This is a genomic window from Microbacterium sp. PRC9 (assembly GCF_031844125.1).
Taxonomy (GTDB): domain Bacteria; phylum Actinomycetota; class Actinomycetes; order Actinomycetales; family Microbacteriaceae; genus Microbacterium.
The window spans coordinates 134066-151879 of the sequence record NZ_JAUZUR010000005.1 but is presented as its reverse complement, the minus strand read 5'-3'; the positions used below and the strand labels follow the sequence as shown (position 1 = coordinate 151879).

The 17814-nt window shown below is 68.5% G+C and carries 14 protein-coding genes; 3 read left to right on the top strand and 11 right to left on the bottom strand.

Going from position 1 to position 17814, the window contains the following annotated elements:
* Positions 1–19: 19 nt before the first annotated feature.
* The 10 genes from Q9R33_RS12420 to Q9R33_RS12375 all read right to left on the bottom strand — a co-directional run bounded on the left by Q9R33_RS12420 (position 20) and on the right by Q9R33_RS12375 (position 12773).
* Positions 20–1303, bottom strand: coding sequence for an ABC transporter substrate-binding protein (locus Q9R33_RS12420; RefSeq protein WP_056371675.1), 1284 nt, complete (start codon positions 1301–1303; stop codon positions 20–22).
* Positions 1304–1335: 32 nt separating this feature from the next.
* Positions 1336–3426, bottom strand: a complete 2091-nt coding sequence (locus Q9R33_RS12415; protein WP_311293963.1) for a beta-galactosidase — start codon at positions 3424–3426, stop codon at positions 1336–1338.
* 48 nt (positions 3427–3474) lie between these two features.
* Positions 3475–4122: a DUF624 domain-containing protein gene (locus tag Q9R33_RS12410; RefSeq protein WP_311293962.1), complete on the bottom strand. Its 648-nt coding sequence runs from the start codon at positions 4120–4122 to the stop codon at positions 3475–3477.
* Between the two features lie 33 nt (positions 4123–4155).
* Positions 4156–5079, bottom strand: a complete 924-nt coding sequence (locus tag Q9R33_RS12405) for a carbohydrate ABC transporter permease (RefSeq protein ID WP_310250473.1) — start codon at positions 5077–5079, stop codon at positions 4156–4158.
* Positions 5076–6071, bottom strand: a complete 996-nt coding sequence (locus tag Q9R33_RS12400) for a carbohydrate ABC transporter permease (protein ID WP_056371667.1) — start codon at positions 6069–6071, stop codon at positions 5076–5078. The genes Q9R33_RS12405 and Q9R33_RS12400 overlap by 4 nt, the downstream gene beginning before the upstream one ends.
* A 75-nt stretch (positions 6072–6146) precedes the next feature.
* A complete protein-coding gene (locus tag Q9R33_RS12395; protein ID WP_310250470.1) occupies positions 6147–7451 on the bottom strand; it encodes an extracellular solute-binding protein in 1305 nt (434 codons plus the stop codon).
* Positions 7452–7817: 366 nt separating this feature from the next.
* Positions 7818–8786: a family 43 glycosylhydrolase gene (locus tag Q9R33_RS12390; protein WP_311293961.1), complete on the bottom strand. Its 969-nt coding sequence runs from the start codon at positions 8784–8786 to the stop codon at positions 7818–7820.
* Positions 8783–9877 (bottom strand): Gfo/Idh/MocA family oxidoreductase, encoded by a 1095-nt coding sequence (locus Q9R33_RS12385; protein WP_311293960.1) that lies wholly within the window; start codon positions 9875–9877, stop codon positions 8783–8785. Before Q9R33_RS12385 ends, Q9R33_RS12390 begins: the two co-directional genes overlap by 4 nt.
* 101 nt (positions 9878–9978) lie before the next feature.
* A complete protein-coding gene (locus Q9R33_RS12380; protein ID WP_311293959.1) occupies positions 9979–11766 on the bottom strand; it encodes an ABC transporter ATP-binding protein in 1788 nt (595 codons plus the stop codon).
* The gene (locus tag Q9R33_RS12375) at positions 11763–12773 is read right to left on the bottom strand and encodes a LacI family DNA-binding transcriptional regulator (protein WP_311293958.1); all 1011 of its coding nucleotides are present in this window, start codon (positions 12771–12773) and stop codon (positions 11763–11765) included. The genes Q9R33_RS12380 and Q9R33_RS12375 overlap by 4 nt, the downstream gene beginning before the upstream one ends.
* A 330-nt stretch (positions 12774–13103) precedes the next feature.
* Between Q9R33_RS12375 and Q9R33_RS12370 the strand changes: the two genes are divergently transcribed.
* The 3 genes from Q9R33_RS12370 to Q9R33_RS12360 are packed head-to-tail and all read left to right on the top strand — an operon-like array spanning position 13104 to position 16868.
* Positions 13104–14105 carry a sugar ABC transporter permease gene (locus Q9R33_RS12370; RefSeq protein ID WP_200919530.1) on the top strand — a complete coding sequence of 334 codons (1002 nt, stop codon included), beginning with the start codon at positions 13104–13106 and terminating at the stop codon, positions 14103–14105.
* An 11-nt stretch (positions 14106–14116) separates the two neighbouring features.
* A complete protein-coding gene (locus Q9R33_RS12365) occupies positions 14117–15073 on the top strand; it encodes a carbohydrate ABC transporter permease (RefSeq protein WP_211255851.1) in 957 nt (318 codons plus the stop codon).
* Between the two features lie 43 nt (positions 15074–15116).
* Entirely contained in the window at positions 15117–16868 is a 1752-nt protein-coding gene (locus tag Q9R33_RS12360; RefSeq protein ID WP_056371653.1) for a hypothetical protein, read from the top strand.
* Between the two features lie 327 nt (positions 16869–17195).
* Here Q9R33_RS12360 and Q9R33_RS12355 read toward each other — a convergent pair whose 3' ends face one another.
* A complete protein-coding gene (locus Q9R33_RS12355; RefSeq protein WP_311293957.1) occupies positions 17196–17801 on the bottom strand; it encodes a YesL family protein in 606 nt (201 codons plus the stop codon).
* Positions 17802–17814 lie beyond the last annotated feature (13 nt).

The window sequence follows — 17814 nt, the reverse complement described above, 5'->3', positions numbered from 1 at the left end:
TCCGTCATTCGGTCCGGCGTCAGCCGAGGATGGCGTCCGCCTCGGCGAAGAACTGGGTCACGGCGTCGTCGACCGAGAGCACGCCGAGGCCGATCGATTTGCCGGCGTCCCAGAAGGCCTGCTCGAGCGAGCCGTAGCCGACGACGGGGACCGGCGGGGCGTCGCCGATGCGGTCCGCGGCCGACTCGATGTAGTCGGCGACCTGCTTGTCGGCGCCCTCGAGGGTCGTGCCCTCGAGCTTCGACGACGATGCCGGGAAGCCGAGCGTGGTGCCGAAGATCTCGCCGGCCTCGGGGCTGTTCACCACGAAGTCGAGGAAGAGGGCCGCGGCCTCGGGGTGCTCGGTGTTCGCGGCGATCGCGACCTGGAGACCGGCCTGACGATACAGGTCCTTCGAGCCCTCCTTGGCGGTGGGCGGGGCGACGAGCGAGATCGAGGACGCGCCCGAGTCGGCGAGGTAGCCGCCGAGGAAGTTGCTCCAGCTCATCTCGCTCGCCGTGATGGCGGCGCCGAAGCCGGACTTCGGCGAGAGCTCCTCGAGCTTCTGCTGCGGCACGGTGACGCCGTCGCGGATCTCGGCGCCGGATTCCCAGAACTCGCGCAGGTCGTCCTCGGTGAAGCCGAGCTCGCCGTCGTCGGTGTAGAGGTTGCCGCCGTTCGCGCGCAGCTGCAGCTCGAAGACCTGGATGCGCTGGGTGTAGTCGGTGCCGCCGTACACGGCGCCGCCGGTGGCGTCGGTGACGGAGGCCATCCACTCGTCGAAGTCGGCGAAGCTCGTGCCGCCCTCGGGCGCCTCGACCCCGGCCTCGGCGACGAGGTCGTCGTTGACGAAGTTCGCCCACAGGCTGTAGCCGGTCGGAAGCGAGTACTGCACGCCGTCCAGGGCGCCCGTGCCGAGCAGCGATTCCTCGAACGTGGTGGTGTCGATGTAGTCCGACACATCGGCGAGGTCGAGCAGGTTGCCGGATTCCGCGTACTGGCGCAGGTAGCTGTCGGAGAACTGGAAGACGTCAGGAAGGCCACCGCCCGCAGCCTCCGTCTGGCGCTTCTCCCAGAAGCTCGGGAAGTCGGTGAACGACGAGTTGATCGTGATGTTCGGATACTCCTCGTTGAACGCCGCGATCAGGTCGTTGTAGCGGGTCGCGCGGTCGTCATTGCCCCAGAAGGCGAAATCGAGGGTCACCTTCTCGTCGGGGTCGAACGCGGCGGCGTCGTCCGCGTCGCCGCCGGAGCAGCCCGAGAGGACGAGCGCGGCGCCCGCGGTCAGGGCGGCGGCCGCGAGCAGGGTGCGAGGTGCAGGCATGGAGATTCTCCAGTCTTCTGTTCTGATAAGGGTCAGGATTCGGCGACGGCGACGGCGACGGCGGCGTGTGCGGAGTGCGCGGCGGCACCCGCGGTGTCGACGGGGGCCGACACGAACGCGACCCCCTGACCGTCGAGCACGACGCGCTCGACGGCGACGCCGGTCTCGGCATCCGTCCCGTCGATCGTGATCTCGACGCGCGCGTCGCCGTGGTTGATGAGGGTGACCAGGTCGCCCCGGCGCGCGGCCTCGACGCCTGCGGGCAGATCCGCCACGACGGGACGGACACCGGATGCCTCGACCACGGCACCGACGATCGCGTCGATCGCGTCGGCACTGGGTTGGGTCGCGGTGTACCAGGCCTCGCCCGAGCCGAAGCGGTGGCGCGTGAGCGCCGGCGAGCCGGACTGCAGGCCCGAGGAGAACGTGGCGACCGCCGTTGCGCCGGTCGCGTGCACCGCTTCGGCGACCAGGCGACCGGATCGCTCCACCCCGCCGAAGTCGAACGTGACCGCGCCGCGGCCGGCGGCGTCGCGCGCTGCCTGGACGGCGTCGGCGCTGAGGGCTCCGACGCCCGCGCCGCCGGAGGACTGACCTGCCAGGGCGCCGAAGTCCTCGAAGCGCAGGCCCAGCACCGGGCCGAGCTGCGTCAGGAAGCCGCCGTCGCGGAAGTGGTCGTGCGCGTCGACGATGTCGGTGAACGGCCCGGTGAGGAGCGTTCCGCCGTCGTCGACGAAGCGGGCGAGCGCCGAGGCGCCCTCGTCCCGGAGGAGATACAGTGCCGGCGCGACCACGAGGGCGTAGCCGTGGTCCCCCTCCTCGGGACCGACGATGTCGACCTGGATGTTGCGCGCGTGGAAGGCGCCGTACCACTCGAGCACGACCGCGAGGTAGTCGATCTCGGTGGGGTGGTCGCGCTCTTCGACGGCCCACCAGTTCTCCCAGTCGAACACCAGGGCGACCTGCGCGTCGCGGCCCGGTGCCGGGAGCTTCGGCAGCGCGGCCAGGCGCGCGCCGAGCTCGGTCACCGCGTCCCACGTGCGGGTCTCGGTGCCGGCGTGGGGCAGCATCGCCGAGTGGAACTTCTCGCTGCCGGCGCGGGACTGCCGCCACTGGAAGAACATGATGCCGTCGGCGCCGCGGGCGATGGACTGCGCGGACTCAGCGGCGAGGGCACCGGGCCGCTTGCCGGGGTTCGCGGGCCGCCAGTTGACGGCATCCGTCGCCTGCTCCCACAGCAGCCATGGCACGCCGGGCTTGAGCGAGCGGACGAGGTCGCGCTGGAACGCGGCGTCGCGCACGCGGTTCGGGTTCGCGGGGTCGGGGTAGCAGTCGTCGGCGATGACGTCCATGTGCGGGGCCCACTTGCGGTAGTCCGCGGGCTTGAACGGGCCCATGAAGTTCGTCGTGATCGGCTGCGTCGCGCCGGCTTCGAGCAGGATCTGGCGCTCCATGAGGTAGCACTCGAGCAGCATGTCGCTCGTGAACCGTCGCCAGTCGAGCATCGACGACGGGTTGTGGCTGTAGGGGGCGAGGCGTGGCGGGAAGATCTCGTCGAACGAGCCGTAGCGCTGCGACCAGAAGCTCGTGCCCCAGGCGTCGTTGAGCGCGTCGACGGTGGCGTAGCGCTTGTGGAGCCAGTCGCGGTACGCGTCGCGCGCAGCATCCGAGAAGTCCATCCAGAGGTGGCAGCCGAACTCGTTGCCGACGTGCCACATCACCACGGCGGGGTGGTGCACGTAGCGCTCGGCCAGCCGGCGCACGAGCTCGCCGGCAAGTCGCCGGTAGGTCGGCGACGACGGGGCGAAGTGCTGACGGCTGCCCGGCCAGTACGACGCACCCGACTCGTTCGCGGGGAGCGTCTCGGGGTGGTTCCTGCTCACCCACGGCGGAGGAGAGGCGGTCGCGGTCGCGAGGTTCACCGCGATGCCGCCGGCGTGGAGCTTCTCGATCACCGTGTCGAGCCACGCGAAGTCCCAGACACCCTCCGCGGGCTGGATGCGCGACCACGCGAAGATGCCGAGGCTCACGATGTTGACGCCGGCCTCCTGCATGAGGCGGACGTCCTCGTCCCACACCTCCTCGGGCCACTGGTCGGGGTTGTAGTCGGCGCCGTACAGCACGTCGAGCAGCTCCTTCTGGCTGGTCTTGCGTTCGAGACAGGTGTGGGTTCAGCGACGGGCGCGGCGCGCCGGGAGGGCCACGACGGCGAAGACGGCGCAGCCGAGTCCGGCGATGATGAGCGGCGCGAGCATCCAGGTCATGACGCCGACCAGCACGGCCGCGGCCGCGAGATAGAGCGCGGCGATCGGGTCGCCGACAAGGGACGACGGGATGCTGCGCACCGCCGCCCGCCAGCCGCGCTCGGGTGTCCACGCGCCCGCGGCGACGAGCAGCGCCACGGCGCCGACGACGAGGCCGGCCCAGCCGACGAGGGAGATGAGGCCGCCGCCGGGGAGGGCGCCGGAGTTCGCGAGGTAGATGTCGAGCGTCAGCACGAACGTGACGAGCACCGCGGCGACGCCGACGACCAGGCCGCCGGGCAGTGCCCGCTTCCAGTCCTGCCAGAACGTCTTCGCGTGCGACTGCTCCGCGTTCACGTAGCGACGCAGATGACGGATGCCGGCGGCCAGCGCCGCGGGCAGCGTCACGACGAGCAGGCCTGCCGCGGTGACCAGCAGTCCGGTCAGCAGCACCTCGCCGAACAGGCCGAAGGCTCCCTTGGCGCCCGGGTAGCGGGCCGGAGCCCGCTCCTCGAGCGTCGGTCCGGCGCCGGACGCGTCGGCGCGACGCGCGGCGCGGAGTTCTCGGCGGTCCATGGGATGTCCTTGTCGTTGTGGCTCGGCGGGCCGTCAGCCCTTGAGGCCCTGCGTCGCCACGCCATCGACGAGGAAGCGCTGGAACACGAGGAAGAAGAGCAGGACGGGGATCAGCGCGATGAACGACGCGGTGACGGTGGCGCCGTAGTCGCTGACCGAGGTCTGGTCGTTGTAGAGGCGCAGCGCGATGGGCAGCGGGTAGTTCTCGGGGCTCGTCAGGTAGAGCAGGGGGCCGAGGAAGTCGTTCCAGGCCCAGATGAACGCGAAGATCGAGCAGGTGATCAGCGCCGGCTTGATCAGCGGCAGGATGATCGACCAGAAGATCCGCATGTGCCCGGCGCCGTCGATGCGGGCTGCCTCGTCCATGTCGCGCGGCATCTGACGGATGAACTGCACGAGCAGGAACACGAAGAACGCCTCGGTGGCGAGGAACTTCGGCAGCAGCAGCGGCCAGAACGTGTCGATCATGTCGAGGCGCTGGAAGATGATGTACTGCGGGATGATCACGACGTGGAACGGCAGCAGCAGCGTGCCGATCATCGCGGCGAACAGGATGCCGAGGCCCTTGAACTGGATGCGGGCGAACGCGTAGGCGGCCAGCGACGACGACAGCAGCACGCCGATCACGGAGCCCGCGGCGATGATGAAGCTGTTCAGGAAGAACCGCCACATCGGCACGCCCGCGATGCCCTCCATCACCTTCGCGTAGTTGGCGATGGTGGGGTTCTCGGGCAGCAGGCCCATGTTGGAGCCGAACTCGCTGTTGGGCTTGAACGTGGAGAACAGCAGCCACACCAGCGGGTAGAGCACGACCGCGGTGACCGCGATCAGCACGACGAACCAGATCACGGTCTGCCACGTGCCGCGCTTGACCTTGCGGCGCGGCTGCTGCGGGGTGGCGTCGACCTGGTTCTCGAGGGTGGCGATGGCGGGCTCGCCGAAGCTTGTGGTGCTCATCGGTTGTCTCCGGCGTAGTGGACCCAGCTGCGCTGGGTGCGGAAAAGGATGAAGGCGATGATGGCGACGACGATCAGCAGCACCCAGGCGATGGCGGCGGCGTAGCCCATCTGGCCGTCCGAGAAGCCGCGCTTGTAGAGGTAGAGGGTGATGAAGTTCGTCATGCCGGCGGGGCCGCCGGTGCCGTTGGAGATGATGTAGGCCGAGGCGAACACCTGGAACGCGCCGATCAGGCCGAGCAGCAGGTTGAAGAAGATGACCGGCGAGAGCATGGGCAGGGTGACCGCCCGGAAGCGGTGCCAGGGGCCGGCGCCGTCCATCTCGGCGGCCTCGTACAGCTCCTTGGGGATCTGCTTGAGGCCGGCGAGGAAGATCACCATGGTGGCGCCGAACATCCAGATCGCGAGGAGGATCATCGCCGGCAGCACCAGCGCGGGGTTGCCGATCCAGCCGCCCAGGTCGATGCCGATGGCGGAGAGGGCGTTGTCGACGGGGCCGTCGGAGGCGAACATGGCGCGCCATACGATCGCGACCGACACCGAGCCGCCGATGAGGGAAGGGGCGTAGAAGGCCGAGCGGAAGAATCCGGCGCCCTTGTCGCGGTAGTTCAGGAGCATCGCCACGCCGAGCGCGGCGGCCAGCGTGATGGGGGTGCCGACCAGCACGTAGATCATCGTGATCTGGGCGGACTGCATGAACGCCGGGTCGTTCGTGAACATCCGGACGTAGTTGTCGAAGCCGATCCACTTCGGCGGCGCGAAGATGTTGTACTTCGTGAACGACAGGTACAGCGAGTACGCCATCGGGATCAGCGTGAGGCCGAAGAACCCGACCAGCCACGGAACGAGGAACCCGTACCCGGCCAGCGTCTCCTTCACGACGCGCTGGCGCTGACCCGGCCGGTTCACATGCTCAGGGCTGCTCCGGCGGAACAGGGACCGGCGTGAGGACTTCTCACCGGTCACAATGACTCTGGTCGCTGTGGTGCTCACGAGACTCTCCGATACGGGTTGTGGAGTAGTGGTTTTCCGGGCCCGGGCGCATCGTACGCCCGGACCCGGAAGCTGTCACTGGTTGAGGACGACGTCCATCTCGGCGAAGAACTGCGAGACCGCGTCATCGACCGTGACGGTGCCGAAGTTGAGCTCGGTACCCAGCTGGCGGAACTTCTCCTCGAGCGTGCCGTAGCCGACGATCGGAACCGGCGGGGCGTCGCCGAGACGGTCGGCGATCGACGCCTCGTAGTCCTTGACCTGCTGGCTCAGCGGGTCGAGCTCGGCCGCCTCAAGGGCGGTCTCCGAGGCCGGCAGGCCACGGTTGGTGCCGAAGATCTCACCCGACTGGGGCGAGTTCACGAGGAAGTTGACGAGCGTCGCCGCCGCCTCGGGGTGCTCGGTGTTGGCCGAGATCGTGTGGAGCATCGACGGCTTCAGGTACAGGTCCTTCGCGCCTTCCTTGGTCACCGGGGGAGCGATGAGGCCGAGCTCGGTGTAGCCCTCGCCGAGACCGGCGAGGTAGCCCGCGCCGAAGTTGTCCCAGGTGAGCTCGCTCGCCGTCAGCGCGCTGTCGAAGGCTCCCTTCGGGGCGACCTCTTCCACGCGCTGCTGCGGGATGCCGATTCCGTCCTCGCGGATCGGTGCGCCGGACTCCCAGAACTCGGTGAGGCGCTCCTCGTCGAAGCCGGGCGTGCCGTCCTCGTTGAAGAGGTTCTTGCCCTCCGCGCGCAGCTGCAGCTCGAAGTTCTGGATGCGGCCGGTGAAGTCGCCGCCGCCCCAGAACTCGCCGCCGGAGCCGTCGGTGACCTCGCCCATCCAGTCGGTGTAGTCGTCCCAGCTGCCGCCTTCGAACTCTTCGACGCCGGCCTTCTCGAGCAGGACCGGGTTGGTGAACAGGCCCCACGCGTTGGTGGAGGTCGTGATGCCGTAGGTGGTGTCGTCGACGACGCCGATGTTGAGGATGTTCTCGGGCAGCGGGTCGGTCTCGATGATGTTGCCGAGGTACGGGTCGAGGTCGAGCAGCAGGCCGTTCTCTGAGTACTGGCGCAGGTACGAGTAGTCGAACTGCATGACGTCGGGGAGGTTGCCGCCGGCGGCCTCGGTCTGACGCTTCTCCCAGAACTCGGGGAACGTGAGGAACGTGGAGTTCACCGTGATGTTCGGGTACTCCTCGTTGAACGCCGCGATGGCCTCGTTGTAGAGCCCGGCGCGGACGTCGTTGCCCCAGAACGCGAGGTCGAGGGTGACCTTGTCGTTCGGGTCGAATGTGGGTGCGGCGTCGGGGGTCTCGTCGCTGCCGCCGGCGCAGCCGGCCAGCACGAGGGCGGCGCCGGCCGCGAGGGCGGCGACGGCGAGTGCCCGCTTCTTGCTGAACATCCTTGTCCTCCTTGTGAACGTCTGCGTTCGCTGTTCCGCGTGAGACGTTCGTCGTCTGTGTATGCGGTGTGGGGCGCTCTGTGGTGCAGGTCCTGCGATGCTGGAAAGCGCTTGCCCGCTACGGTACTCGGTCTAAAAACGTTTCGCAAGGCGTTCGCGCGAGTTTTTTAAACGATTCAGTAACAGCAGTGATCTTGCGGTGATGACGGACTGTGCTCGGTCCCAGCCCTCGACGCGCCGCCGCCGCCCGGTTCCGACAGGTCAACCGGCCTTCTGCAGGAGAGATTCGCTCTCCCGCATCGTGCGGAACCCCGGTTGACCTGTTGAAGGAGGGTGAGCGGAAGGGCGGGGGAGGGATGCCTCGGGTCAGCGCTCGGCGACCAGCTCGCCGTCTACCACGCGCAGGCGGGCGACGTGGACGGCGCTGCGGCGATGGCTGCGCTCCTCGGTGTCCGCGAGCTCGCTGCCGTCCCACCAGGGGTGGGTGAAGAAGTAGAGCCGTGCCTCGTCGCCCAGGACCACCACCGAGCCGTGCCGTCCGATCTGGATGCCGTCCCGCGGAGGGGTGCTCTCGCCCAGGATGACGGCATCCGTCCCGCCCTGCCGCTCCCACGTGACGGCGTCGGCACTCCGGTGCACGGCCATGCCGCGCCACTCGTCCGTGAGGAGGAACCACGTGCCGTCGAGCGCGAAGACGAACGGGCCCTCGTGCGGGCGCCCGCCGACGGCGGTGCCGTCGAGCCGCCACGAGTCGAGGTCGTCCGACACCGCGACCGCGGTCGTCGAATCGGCGGCCTCGTCCTTGTACCAGAGGCGCCACAGGCCGTCGGGGCACCGGGTGACGGCGGCGTCGATCACGCGGTCGCTCGCGAGCGCGATGACGCCCCGGCGGCTCCAGGTGCGCAGGTCGTCCGAGACGTACTCGACGATCCGGCGGGCGTGCCCCTCCCATCGGGTCGGCACGCCGTCGATCTCCGTGAGGTACATGCGCCAGCGCGTGCCGTCGTGGATGATCTCGGGCGCCCAATGCGTCTCGCCGACCGCCGCGGGCGGCGGCCCGTCCGCCAGGCGGAGGCCCGCGGCATCCGGTTCCAGCGTCCCGGCGTAGCTCCAGCGCAGGCCGTCCTCGCTGCGGGCGACCCCGATGCGCGAGCCGTGCACCCACGCGACGCCGTCGCCGGGATGCGGGTGCGTGGCGCGGCGCTGGGTGTAGAACATCCACCAGCCGTCGGCGTCCCGCACCACGGTGGGATCGGTCGCGCCGTCGTAGACGGGATCGCGGTAGATCTCGCGGGGTGCTGCGGCGTCGGGGTCGAGTGAGGCGTCGACCGTCATCGGGCCGGTCGCAGGTCGATGACGGTGCTCGCGAAGCTCTTGCGGTGCGTCGGGTGCGCGGCGAGGTCGGCGGGGGTCACCACGGCGCCGTCGGCGTCGGCCGACGCATAGATCGCGGCGACGAGCTCGATCGAACGCGCCGGCGCCTCGGCCGTCGGCGGCAGGGGTGCGCCCGAACGGAGCGCGTCGAACACGTCGCGCAGCAGATACACGTGGTCGCTGCGCTCTTCGGGCCCGCTGATCTCCCAGGTCGCGGCCTCGGCGGCGTCGACGTGGGGAGCCGGCGTGATGCGCCAGTTCTCGTGGCCGTGGCCGTACAGGTGGTCGACGGTGATCGTCGCCTTCTCGGTGTCGATCCGGATCGTGCTCGTCTCGCGCGGCGACAGCGTGCTCGACACGACCTGTGCGACGGCGCCGCCCTCGAACACCACGGTCGCCGTCGACACGTCCTCGGTCTGCGTCTCGCGGTCGAGTCGCCAGAGCCGCCCCTCGACGCGCGTCCAGTCGCCCAGCAGGAACGCCAGGAGGTCGAGCTGGTGGATGGCGTGGCCGAGCGTCGTCCCGCCGCCCTCCGTCTCCCACTTCCCGCGCCACGGCACCGCGAAGTACGCGGCGTCGCGGTACCAGAGCGTCTGGCACTGGGCGACGAGGGGCCGCCCGAGCGCGCCGGAATCGAGAAGGCGCTTGACGTGGGCGGGCGCGGTTCCCGTGCGCTGCTGGAAGACCACCGCGAGCTGCCGGCCGGCGGCGGCCGCGGCATCCGTCATCTGCTCGAGCTCGTCGAGAGACGGTGCCGGGGGCTTCTCGACCACCACGTGCGCGCCGGCCGCGAACGCCGCGAGGGTCTGCGCGGTGTGGGCGCCCGGGGGAGTGCAGATGTGGACGACGTCGGGGTGCTCGGCGGCGAGCAGCGCCTCGAGGTCGTCGTAGACGGCGGGCGCGCCGTACGTCGCGGCGAACGCATCGGCCGAGGCGCGGCTGAGGTCGGTGACCGCGACCAGCTCGGCGTGCGGGTAGGCGGCGATGGCTCGGATGTGCGAGTGGGCGATCGCTCCCGTGCCCACGATGGCACAGCGGAGGGTCTCGGTCACGGTGGCTCCTTCGGGTGGATCGCGAACGGATGCTGCAGCCCCGCGGCATCCGCTCCTCCAGGGTAGGCGGTGTCGACGGAAAGCGCTATCCCACGGTGTGGTCAGTGCGGGAGGCCGGTCTGTGTCGCGTGCAGATGGGCGTAGCGGCCCTCGGCGGCGACGAGCGCGTCGTGGCCGCCGACCTCGATGACCTCGCCGTGCTCGAGCACGACGATGCGGTCGGCCTGGCGGATCGTCGACAGACGGTGGGCGACGACGAGCGTGGTCCGGCCCTTCATGAGGCGGTTGAGCGCCTCCTTCACGAGCTCTTCCGACTCGGGGTCCAGCGCCGAGGTCGCCTCGTCGAGCAGCAGGATGCGCGGGTCGCGCACCAGCGCACGCGCGATCGCGAGCCGCTGGCGCTGCCCGCCCGAGAGTCGCGCGCCGCGTTCGCCGACGACCGTGTCCCACCCGTCGGGCAGCCTGTCGACGAACTCGGCGGCGTTCGCGTCGCGCAGAGCAGCACGCACACGGTCGTCCGAGACGTCGTCGAGGCCGTACGCGATGTTCTCGCGGATCGTGCCCTCGAAGAGCACCGACTCCTGCGGAACGACCGAGACCGATTGCCGCACGGTGCGCAGGTCGAGGTCCTGCATGTCGACGCCGTCGAGCAGGATCCGGCCCGCCGTCGGGCGCACGAAGCCCAGCACGAGGTTGAGCATCGTGGACTTGCCCGAGCCGGACGAGCCCACGAAGGCCACGGTCTCGCCGGGCGAGATGTCGAGCGAGATGTCGTGCACGGCATCCCGTTCCGCCTCGTCGTAGCGGTGCGACACGTGCTGCAGCTCGAGGTGGCCGCCGACGTGCAGGGCGGCGCGCTTGCCCTCGTTCTGCTCGAGGTCGGGCTCCTGCAGCACCTCCGAGATCGACCGCATCGACTCCATGCCGCGCGCGCCGACCGGGATCAGCATGAGCAGCTGCGTCAGGCCGCCGGTCAGCAGCGTGAAGTACGTCGACAGCAGTACGACCTCACCGGGGGTGATGGGGAGCAAGCCCGTCAGCGAGAAGATGGCCGCGAGCACGAGGCATCCCACGCCCAGCAGCTGCATCGCGACCCACGAGATCGACGCGACGTGGCCGTTCAGCATGTCCAGGTGCAGGCCGGCACGGCGCACGCCGTCGGCGCCCGAGGCGACGCGGGTGACGGCGGTCCGCTCGAGGCCGTGCGCGCGGGTGACGGGGATGAGGGAGGCCATCTCGCCGACCCGTGCGGAGAGGGTCTCGACCTCGCGGCGGAACACTTCGTTGCGCTCACGCGAGCGGTTGCGCAGTCCGTAGCGGATGCCGATGGCGATCGGGATCGCGAGCGCGTAGACCGGGAGGAACTGCGGCACCGTGATCGCGGTCATCGAGATGGCGCCGATCATGACCATGGTGGCCGACAGCAGCGGGTGGGTCACCTGCTGGAGCATGAGCTCGATGTTCTCGACGTCGCGCACGACCTTCGTCTGCACGATCGACGAGCTCACCCGCGTGTGGTAGCCGATCGAGAGGCTCTGCAGCCGCGCCGCGAGCGCGTTGCGGAGGTCCGCGCCGGTGTCGCGCACCACGGTCATGAAGTTGCGCGTGTACACGATGTGCATCGGGTAGTTCTGGATGAGCAGCACCGCCGCGACGGAGAACCAGATGAGCACGGTCGAGACCTCGCCGCCGGTCGCGACGATGTCGATGATCTTCGCCGTCACCACCGGCAGGAACCACAGCGGGACCTCTTTGCAGGCGAACGCGAGGATCGCCACCGCCATGCGCCCGGGCCGGCGCGCGAGCAGCTTCAGCACGGAGCGGCCGGGGCGCGGGTTCTGGGCGATCGAGATGATGCAGATGGATCCGGTAAACGCTTTCTGCGTCATGCAGACATGGTACTGGCGCGGACGATCAGTTCGGGCCGGTAGACCACGTTGCCGAGATCTGCCCCCGCGGTGCCGCCGATGCGTGCGAGCAGCAGCTCGGCCGCAGTGCGTCCCATCTCGCGCGCGGGCTGGCGCACCGAGGTGAGGGGAACACCGGCGATGGCCGCGAACTCGATGTCGTCGTAGCCGACGACCGCGACGTCGTCCGGCACCCGCACGCCGCGCGAGATCAGTCCGTGCACCAGGCCGATCGCCAGGTGGTCGTTCGAGGTCACGATCCCGTCCGGGCGGTCGGCGGGGGAGCGGGCGGCGAGCTGCTCGCCGAACGCCACGCCGAGCTCGGACGTCGTGCGATCGGTCCAGATCGGCTCCAGGGTCGCACCCGGGTGGGCGGCGACGGCGAGCCGCGTGCCCTGCAGGCGTTCGCGCACCTGTCGCACCGCTTCGCGCGCGCCCACGAAGGCGAGCCGCCGGCGTCCCGTCGAGAGCAGGTGCTCAGCGGCGAGGCGCCCCCCGGCGACGTCGTCGAACGACACCGAGGGCAGCTCGCCGGTGTCGTCGATCGCATCGACGAGGACGACCGGGATGCCGCGGCCGCGCAAGCGCTGCAGCCAGGGCTCGAGGGGGCCGAACGGGCTCACCAGCGCACCCTCGACCTGCACCCGCTCGAACAGCTCGAGGTGGTCGCGCTCCTTGCCGACGTCGTCGCTGGAGTTGCCGACGAGCACGCGCATCCCGGCTGCCGAGGCAGCGTCTTCGGCGCCGGCGACCATGTCGCCGAAGAAGGGGTTCGCAATGTTGATGACCGTCATCCCCAGCAGCCCGGAGCGCCCGGCGCGCAGCTGCTGGGCGGCCTGCAGCGGCACGTAGCCGAGCTGGTCGGCGGCCGAGCGCACCCGGTCGACGAGACGCTCGCTCACCATATGAGGGCGGTTCAGCGCGTTCGATACGGTGCTGATCGAGACGCCCGCGCGCTCGGCGACATCGCGGATGCCGACTCGCTTCATGTCGTTCGTCCCGTCATGCTCACCCCGGCACGGGTCCTGGCCGGACGCCCCCGCGCGTCCGATCCGACTATGGTAGGCGCTTTCCTGAGCGCGGAAGAGCGCTCGCGACACGGTCGATCGTTACCCCCGCGTTACGAGGAGACATTTGACGAATCGAGCAGTGCCGCCTACTCTTCAATCGAAGCGGTTCGAAATCGAAGCGGTTCGATGAACGAACCTCGGATCCCGCCCCTCGACAGAGCGGCAGCCACGTACACGAAGGAGTGACATGGAACGGCATGCTCACCCGGCGGCCCCCTCGGCGGATGCCGCGAGCCAGGGCGCGCTCCGATGACCACTCAGGCGCAGTCGCAGGTCGTCTTCCAGGAGGCGGCGGTTCACAACCTGGACCACAACGCCAAGAAGGGGCGCGGCCGGCGGCTGCGTCCGGCGGGCAGCCGGACGTCGTTCACGCTGTTCCTGTGCATCGTGCCGTTCCTGGTGCTGGCGTTCCTGTTCTCGTACCTTCCTCTGTACGGCTGGATCTACTCGCTGTACGACTACAAGCCGGCGCTCGGCCTCGAGGGCAGTGAGTTCGTCGGCCTGCAGTGGTTCCAGATGCTGGTGAGCTCGCCCACTCAGATGGCGCAGATCGGCCAGGTCCTCCTCAACACGCTCGCGATCAGCTTCCTCGGGATCGCGACATCCGTCCTGCCGCTCTTCTTCGCGATCCTGCTCAACGAGATCAAGGCGCCCTGGTTCCGCAACTCCGTGCAGACGCTGACGGCCCTGCCGAACTTCATCTCGTGGGTCCTCGTCTACATGATCGCGTTCTCGCTCTTCTCGAGCTCAGGCCTCGTCAACGACGTGCTCAACGACGCCGGACTCATCACGGCGCCCATCAAGTTCCTCGACACCGACCAGAACGTGTGGATCACCATGACGCTCTGGAGCATCTGGAAGGGGCTCGGCTGGGGCGCGATCATCTACCTCGCCGCGATCGCCGGCATCGACCAGTCGCTGTACGAGTCGGCCCGCATCGACGGGGCCGGCCGCTTCCAGCTGATGCGGTACATCACGGTGCCGCAGCTGATGCCGACGTATCTCGTGCTCCTGCTGCTGTCGATCGCCAACATCCTCAACAACGGCATGGAGCAGTACTACGTGTTCCAGAACGCCTTCAACAAGCAGTGGATCCAGGTGCTCGACCTGTACGTGTACAACATCGGCATGACGGGCAACAGCCTGTCGATGGCCACCGCGATCGGCATGCTCAAGAGCCTCATCTCGGTCGCCTTGCTGCTCACCGTCAACGCGGTCTCCAAGCGCGTCCGCGGCGAATCGATCGTCTGAGAGGCCAGGACATGACCACGACGATGACGAAGACGCTCACCACGACGAAGAAGGGCGACACCTCGGCCCGCTATGGCGGGACCGTCGGCGATGTGGTGTTCCGCCTCGCGAACTACGCGCTGTTCTTCCTCTTCGCGCTGATCTGCGCGTACCCCTTCTACTACCTGATCATCAACTCCGTCAGCGCCAACGACATCTCGGCGCTCGGCGACGTGCGCCTGTGGCCGGTCGGGTTCCACCTGTCGAACTACGCCCAGGTGTTCCAGCTGCCCGGTCTGCCGATGGCGACGGTGGTCAGCATCGGCCGCACGGTGATCGGAACGGCCCTCACGGTGCTCGCGTCCGCCTTCCTCGGGTTCATGTTCACGCAGACCCGCATGTGGGGCCGCAAGTTCTGGTACCGCTTCCTCATCATCACGATGTACTTCAGCGCGGGCCTGATCCCGGTGTTCATCATCATGAAGACGCTGGGGCTCACCAACAACTTCTGGGTCTACGTGCTCCCGTTCGTGGTGCAGCCGTTCAACGTCATCCTCGCGAAGACCTACGTCGAGTCGATGCCGAAGGAGCTGCAGGAAGCGGCCGAGGTCGACGGCGCCAACATCCTGCAGGTGTTCTTCAAGGTGTACCTGCCCAACATGACGCCGATCCTCGCGACGATCGCGATCTTCAGTGCGGTCACGCAGTGGAACAGCTTCCAGGACACCCTGATCTACATCACCGACCAGAGCCTGTACACGCTGCAGTACCTGCTCTACATGTTCATCAACCAGGCATCGAGCCTCGCCCAGGCGGCACAGAACGCCGGCGGCAACATCGGCCAGATCGCCGGGCTCGCCACCGAGCAGACGCCGACCTCGATACGCATGACCGTCTCGGTGCTCGTCGTGCTGCCCATCATCTTCATCTATCCCCTGTTCCAGCGCTTCTTCGTGAAGGGCATCATGCTGGGCGCCGTCAAGGGTTGACGGCGGCCACGAACCACCACAGAACCACCAAGAAAGGAAAGCAATGACGCTTCGAAAGAAGGTGTCCCTGGCTCTCGTGGCGCTGCTCGCCGCGGGCTCGCTCGCCTCGTGCAGCGCCGGCGGCGGCGACGACCAGGGCGCGATCGACCAGTTCCCCGAGAAGTGGGACCAGGAGATCACGATCGACGTGTTCGACGGTCTCGCCAACTACATGGGCGTCCAGCAGGGCTGGTTCGCCAAGATCGTCAAAGACAAGTTCAACATGAAGCTGAACATCATCGCCCCGAACGTCGCGGGCGGCGGTGACACCCTCTACAACACGCGCGTCGCGGCCGGCGATCTCGGCGATCTGATCATCACCGACAAGGGCCAGAAGCTCGACGAGCTCATCGAGGGCGGTCTGGTCAAGGACTCGGCGAACTACTACGGCGCGATGGACAACCTCGCGAAGTTCGACGCCGCGGTCGAGCACCTCAACGACGGCAAGGACGGCGTCTACGGCTTCCCGTCGGCGGTCTCGTCGCTCAAGCCGACCGAGCCCTCCGAGGGTCTCAACCCCACTTTCGGCCCGTACCTCCGCTGGGACTACTACAAGGAGGCCGGCTACCCCGAGATCGGCACCCTCGAAGACCTCCTCCCGGTGCTCGCCGACATGCAGGCCGCGCACCCCACCGCCGACAACGGCCAGCCCACGTACGCCTTCTCGCTGTTCAAGGACTGGGACGGCAACATGATGGTCACCGCGAAGCAGCCCGCCTGCTTCTACGGCTACGACGAGATCGGGTTCGTGCTGGCCAAGGCCGACGGCTCGGACTACCAGAGCATCCTCGACCCGGACGGCGAGTACATCCGCAACCTGAAGCTCTACTTCGACGCCAACCAGCTCGGCCTCGTCGACCCGGAGTCGACGACGCAGAACTACGACACCCTCTTCTCGAAGTTCCAGAACGGCCAGGTGCTGTTCTCGTGGTGGCCGTGGCTGGGTCAGTCGGCCTTCAACACCGAGGAGAACATGGCCGCGGGCAAGGGCTTCGAGATGGTGCCCCTGGCCGACCAGAACATCTTCTCGTACGGCGCCGAGGCGTACGGCGGCAAGCAGGTGTTCGCGATCGGCTCGAAGGCCGAGGACCCGGAGCGCATCGCCGCCTTCATCGACTGGCTCTACTCGCCCGAGGGCGCGTATGCCAACAGCAGCCAGACCGGTGCGTCGGCGGGACCCAAGGGCCTCACGTGGGACGTGAACGACGCGGGCGAGCCCGAGCTCACCGACTTCGGCAACGAGGTCTTCCTCCAGGGCGGCGCGACAGTTCCCGAGGAGTGGGGCGGCGGCGAGTACGCCGACGGCGTCTCGGCGCTCAACCTCAGCGCGGTGCTTCCGATCGACACCGACCCCGAGACGAGCCTGCCGTACAGCTACACGTTCTGGCCCACCTACCAGGCGTCCATCGCCAACCCGCTGACCGTCGACTGGTCGGCGAACATGGGCGACGCGACCTCGACCATGGAGTACCTGCAGACCAACGACCAGGTGCTCGTCGCACCGGGCGCGAGCTACGCCGCCCCCGCCGACGACTCCGAGATCGAGACGCTGCGCAACCAGGTCAAGGAGATCATCAAGCAGTACTCGTGGCAGATGGTGTTCGCCTCGAACGAGGCGCAGTTCGACTCGCTCCGCGACGAGCTGATCAAGACCGCTGAAGGCCTCGGCTACGACAAGGTGCTCGAGTTCGACATGACCAACGCGAAGTCGCAGAACGACGCGCGCGTGGCCGTGGCGAAGGAGTTCGCAGGCTGATACGCCGGTAACCAGCGGAAGGGCTCGGGATGCAGCATCCCGAGCCCTTCGTCGTGCCGCTCGCGCGGGCGTCCTCAATTGAGGCGATGCGCCGAGATGAGGACGTCGGCGTCGTGATCGGTCCGCAGCTCGGCTCTCGTCCTCAAATGAGGTTGACGGATGCTGCGGGCCCCGGGCCTCCGTCCCCGCGTCGCGTCCTCAATCGAGGGGATGCGCCGAGATGAGGACGTCGGCGTCGTGATCGGTCCGCACTTCGGCTCTCGTCCTCAGTTGAGGATCACGGATGCTGCGGGCCGCGGCATCCGTCACCGCCAGAGCCCGAAGGGGTCAGGCCTCGTGGCGGGTGAAGACGCTCCGGAAGAGGAAGGCCGTGGCGTAAGCCCCGACGGAGAAGCCGATGGTGGCGATCAGGATCGCGACGGGAGGGAACAGGATCGTCAGCGCGACCGCGGTCACCGGGATCACGAGCACGCCGAGGGTGCGCACCGGCTCGGCCGCCGGGAGCAGCAGCGAGTTCTTGAGGGTCTGGCGCACGGGGCCCGTGAGGAACGCCACCTGGGCCATCGCATAGAGGAACGTGGCGAAGAGGTACACCGCGCCGATCACCGCCACGACTCCCGCGACTCCGGCGAAGAGCGCGGGGTACGCGAACCAGAACACGCTCGAGAATCCGAGCAGCGCGGCGGGCAGCAGCAGGCACAGCATCAGCACCGTGGCGCGGCCGAAGTTCGCGCGGAACGCGGGGAGGAAGTCCTTGAGGGGGCGTCCGCTCTCGTCGTCCGAGTAGCGGATGGTGACCTCGTACAGCGCGCTCGTGGCGGCGCCGATCGTGACGATCGGCAGGCACACGAGGATGTAGAGCAGGTTGAGCGCGACGAACGTCAGGAACGTCGAGAAGCCGCCGAGCGCGCGGCTGTCGGGATCGATCCTCATGCGGGCGTCACGA

Bases quoted from the DNA above. Each gene is read 5' to 3' on its own strand.
- Q9R33_RS12360 (WP_056371653.1), top strand. From the start codon at position 15,117: ATGACGCTTCGAAAGAAGGTGTCCCTGGCTCTCGTGGCGCTGCTCGCC.
- Q9R33_RS12410 (WP_311293962.1), bottom strand. From the start codon at position 4,122: ATGGACCGCCGAGAACTCCGCGCCGCGCGTCGCGCCGACGCGTCCGGC.
- Q9R33_RS12370 (WP_200919530.1), top strand. From the start codon at position 13,104: ATGACCACTCAGGCGCAGTCGCAGGTCGTCTTCCAGGAGGCGGCGGTT.
- Q9R33_RS12365 (WP_211255851.1), top strand. From the start codon at position 14,117: ATGACCACGACGATGACGAAGACGCTCACCACGACGAAGAAGGGCGAC.
- Q9R33_RS12420 (WP_056371675.1), bottom strand. From the start codon at position 1,303: ATGCCTGCACCTCGCACCCTGCTCGCGGCCGCCGCCCTGACCGCGGGC.
- Q9R33_RS12395 (WP_310250470.1), bottom strand. From the start codon at position 7,451: ATGTTCAGCAAGAAGCGGGCACTCGCCGTCGCCGCCCTCGCGGCCGGC.
- Q9R33_RS12405 (WP_310250473.1), bottom strand. From the start codon at position 5,079: ATGAGCACCACAAGCTTCGGCGAGCCCGCCATCGCCACCCTCGAGAAC.
- Q9R33_RS12390 (WP_311293961.1), bottom strand. From the start codon at position 8,786: ATGACGGTCGACGCCTCACTCGACCCCGACGCCGCAGCACCCCGCGAG.
- Q9R33_RS12375 (WP_311293958.1), bottom strand. From the start codon at position 12,773: ATGAAGCGAGTCGGCATCCGCGATGTCGCCGAGCGCGCGGGCGTCTCG.
- Q9R33_RS12380 (WP_311293959.1), bottom strand. From the start codon at position 11,766: ATGACGCAGAAAGCGTTTACCGGATCCATCTGCATCATCTCGATCGCC.
- Q9R33_RS12355 (WP_311293957.1), bottom strand. From the start codon at position 17,801: ATGAGGATCGATCCCGACAGCCGCGCGCTCGGCGGCTTCTCGACGTTC.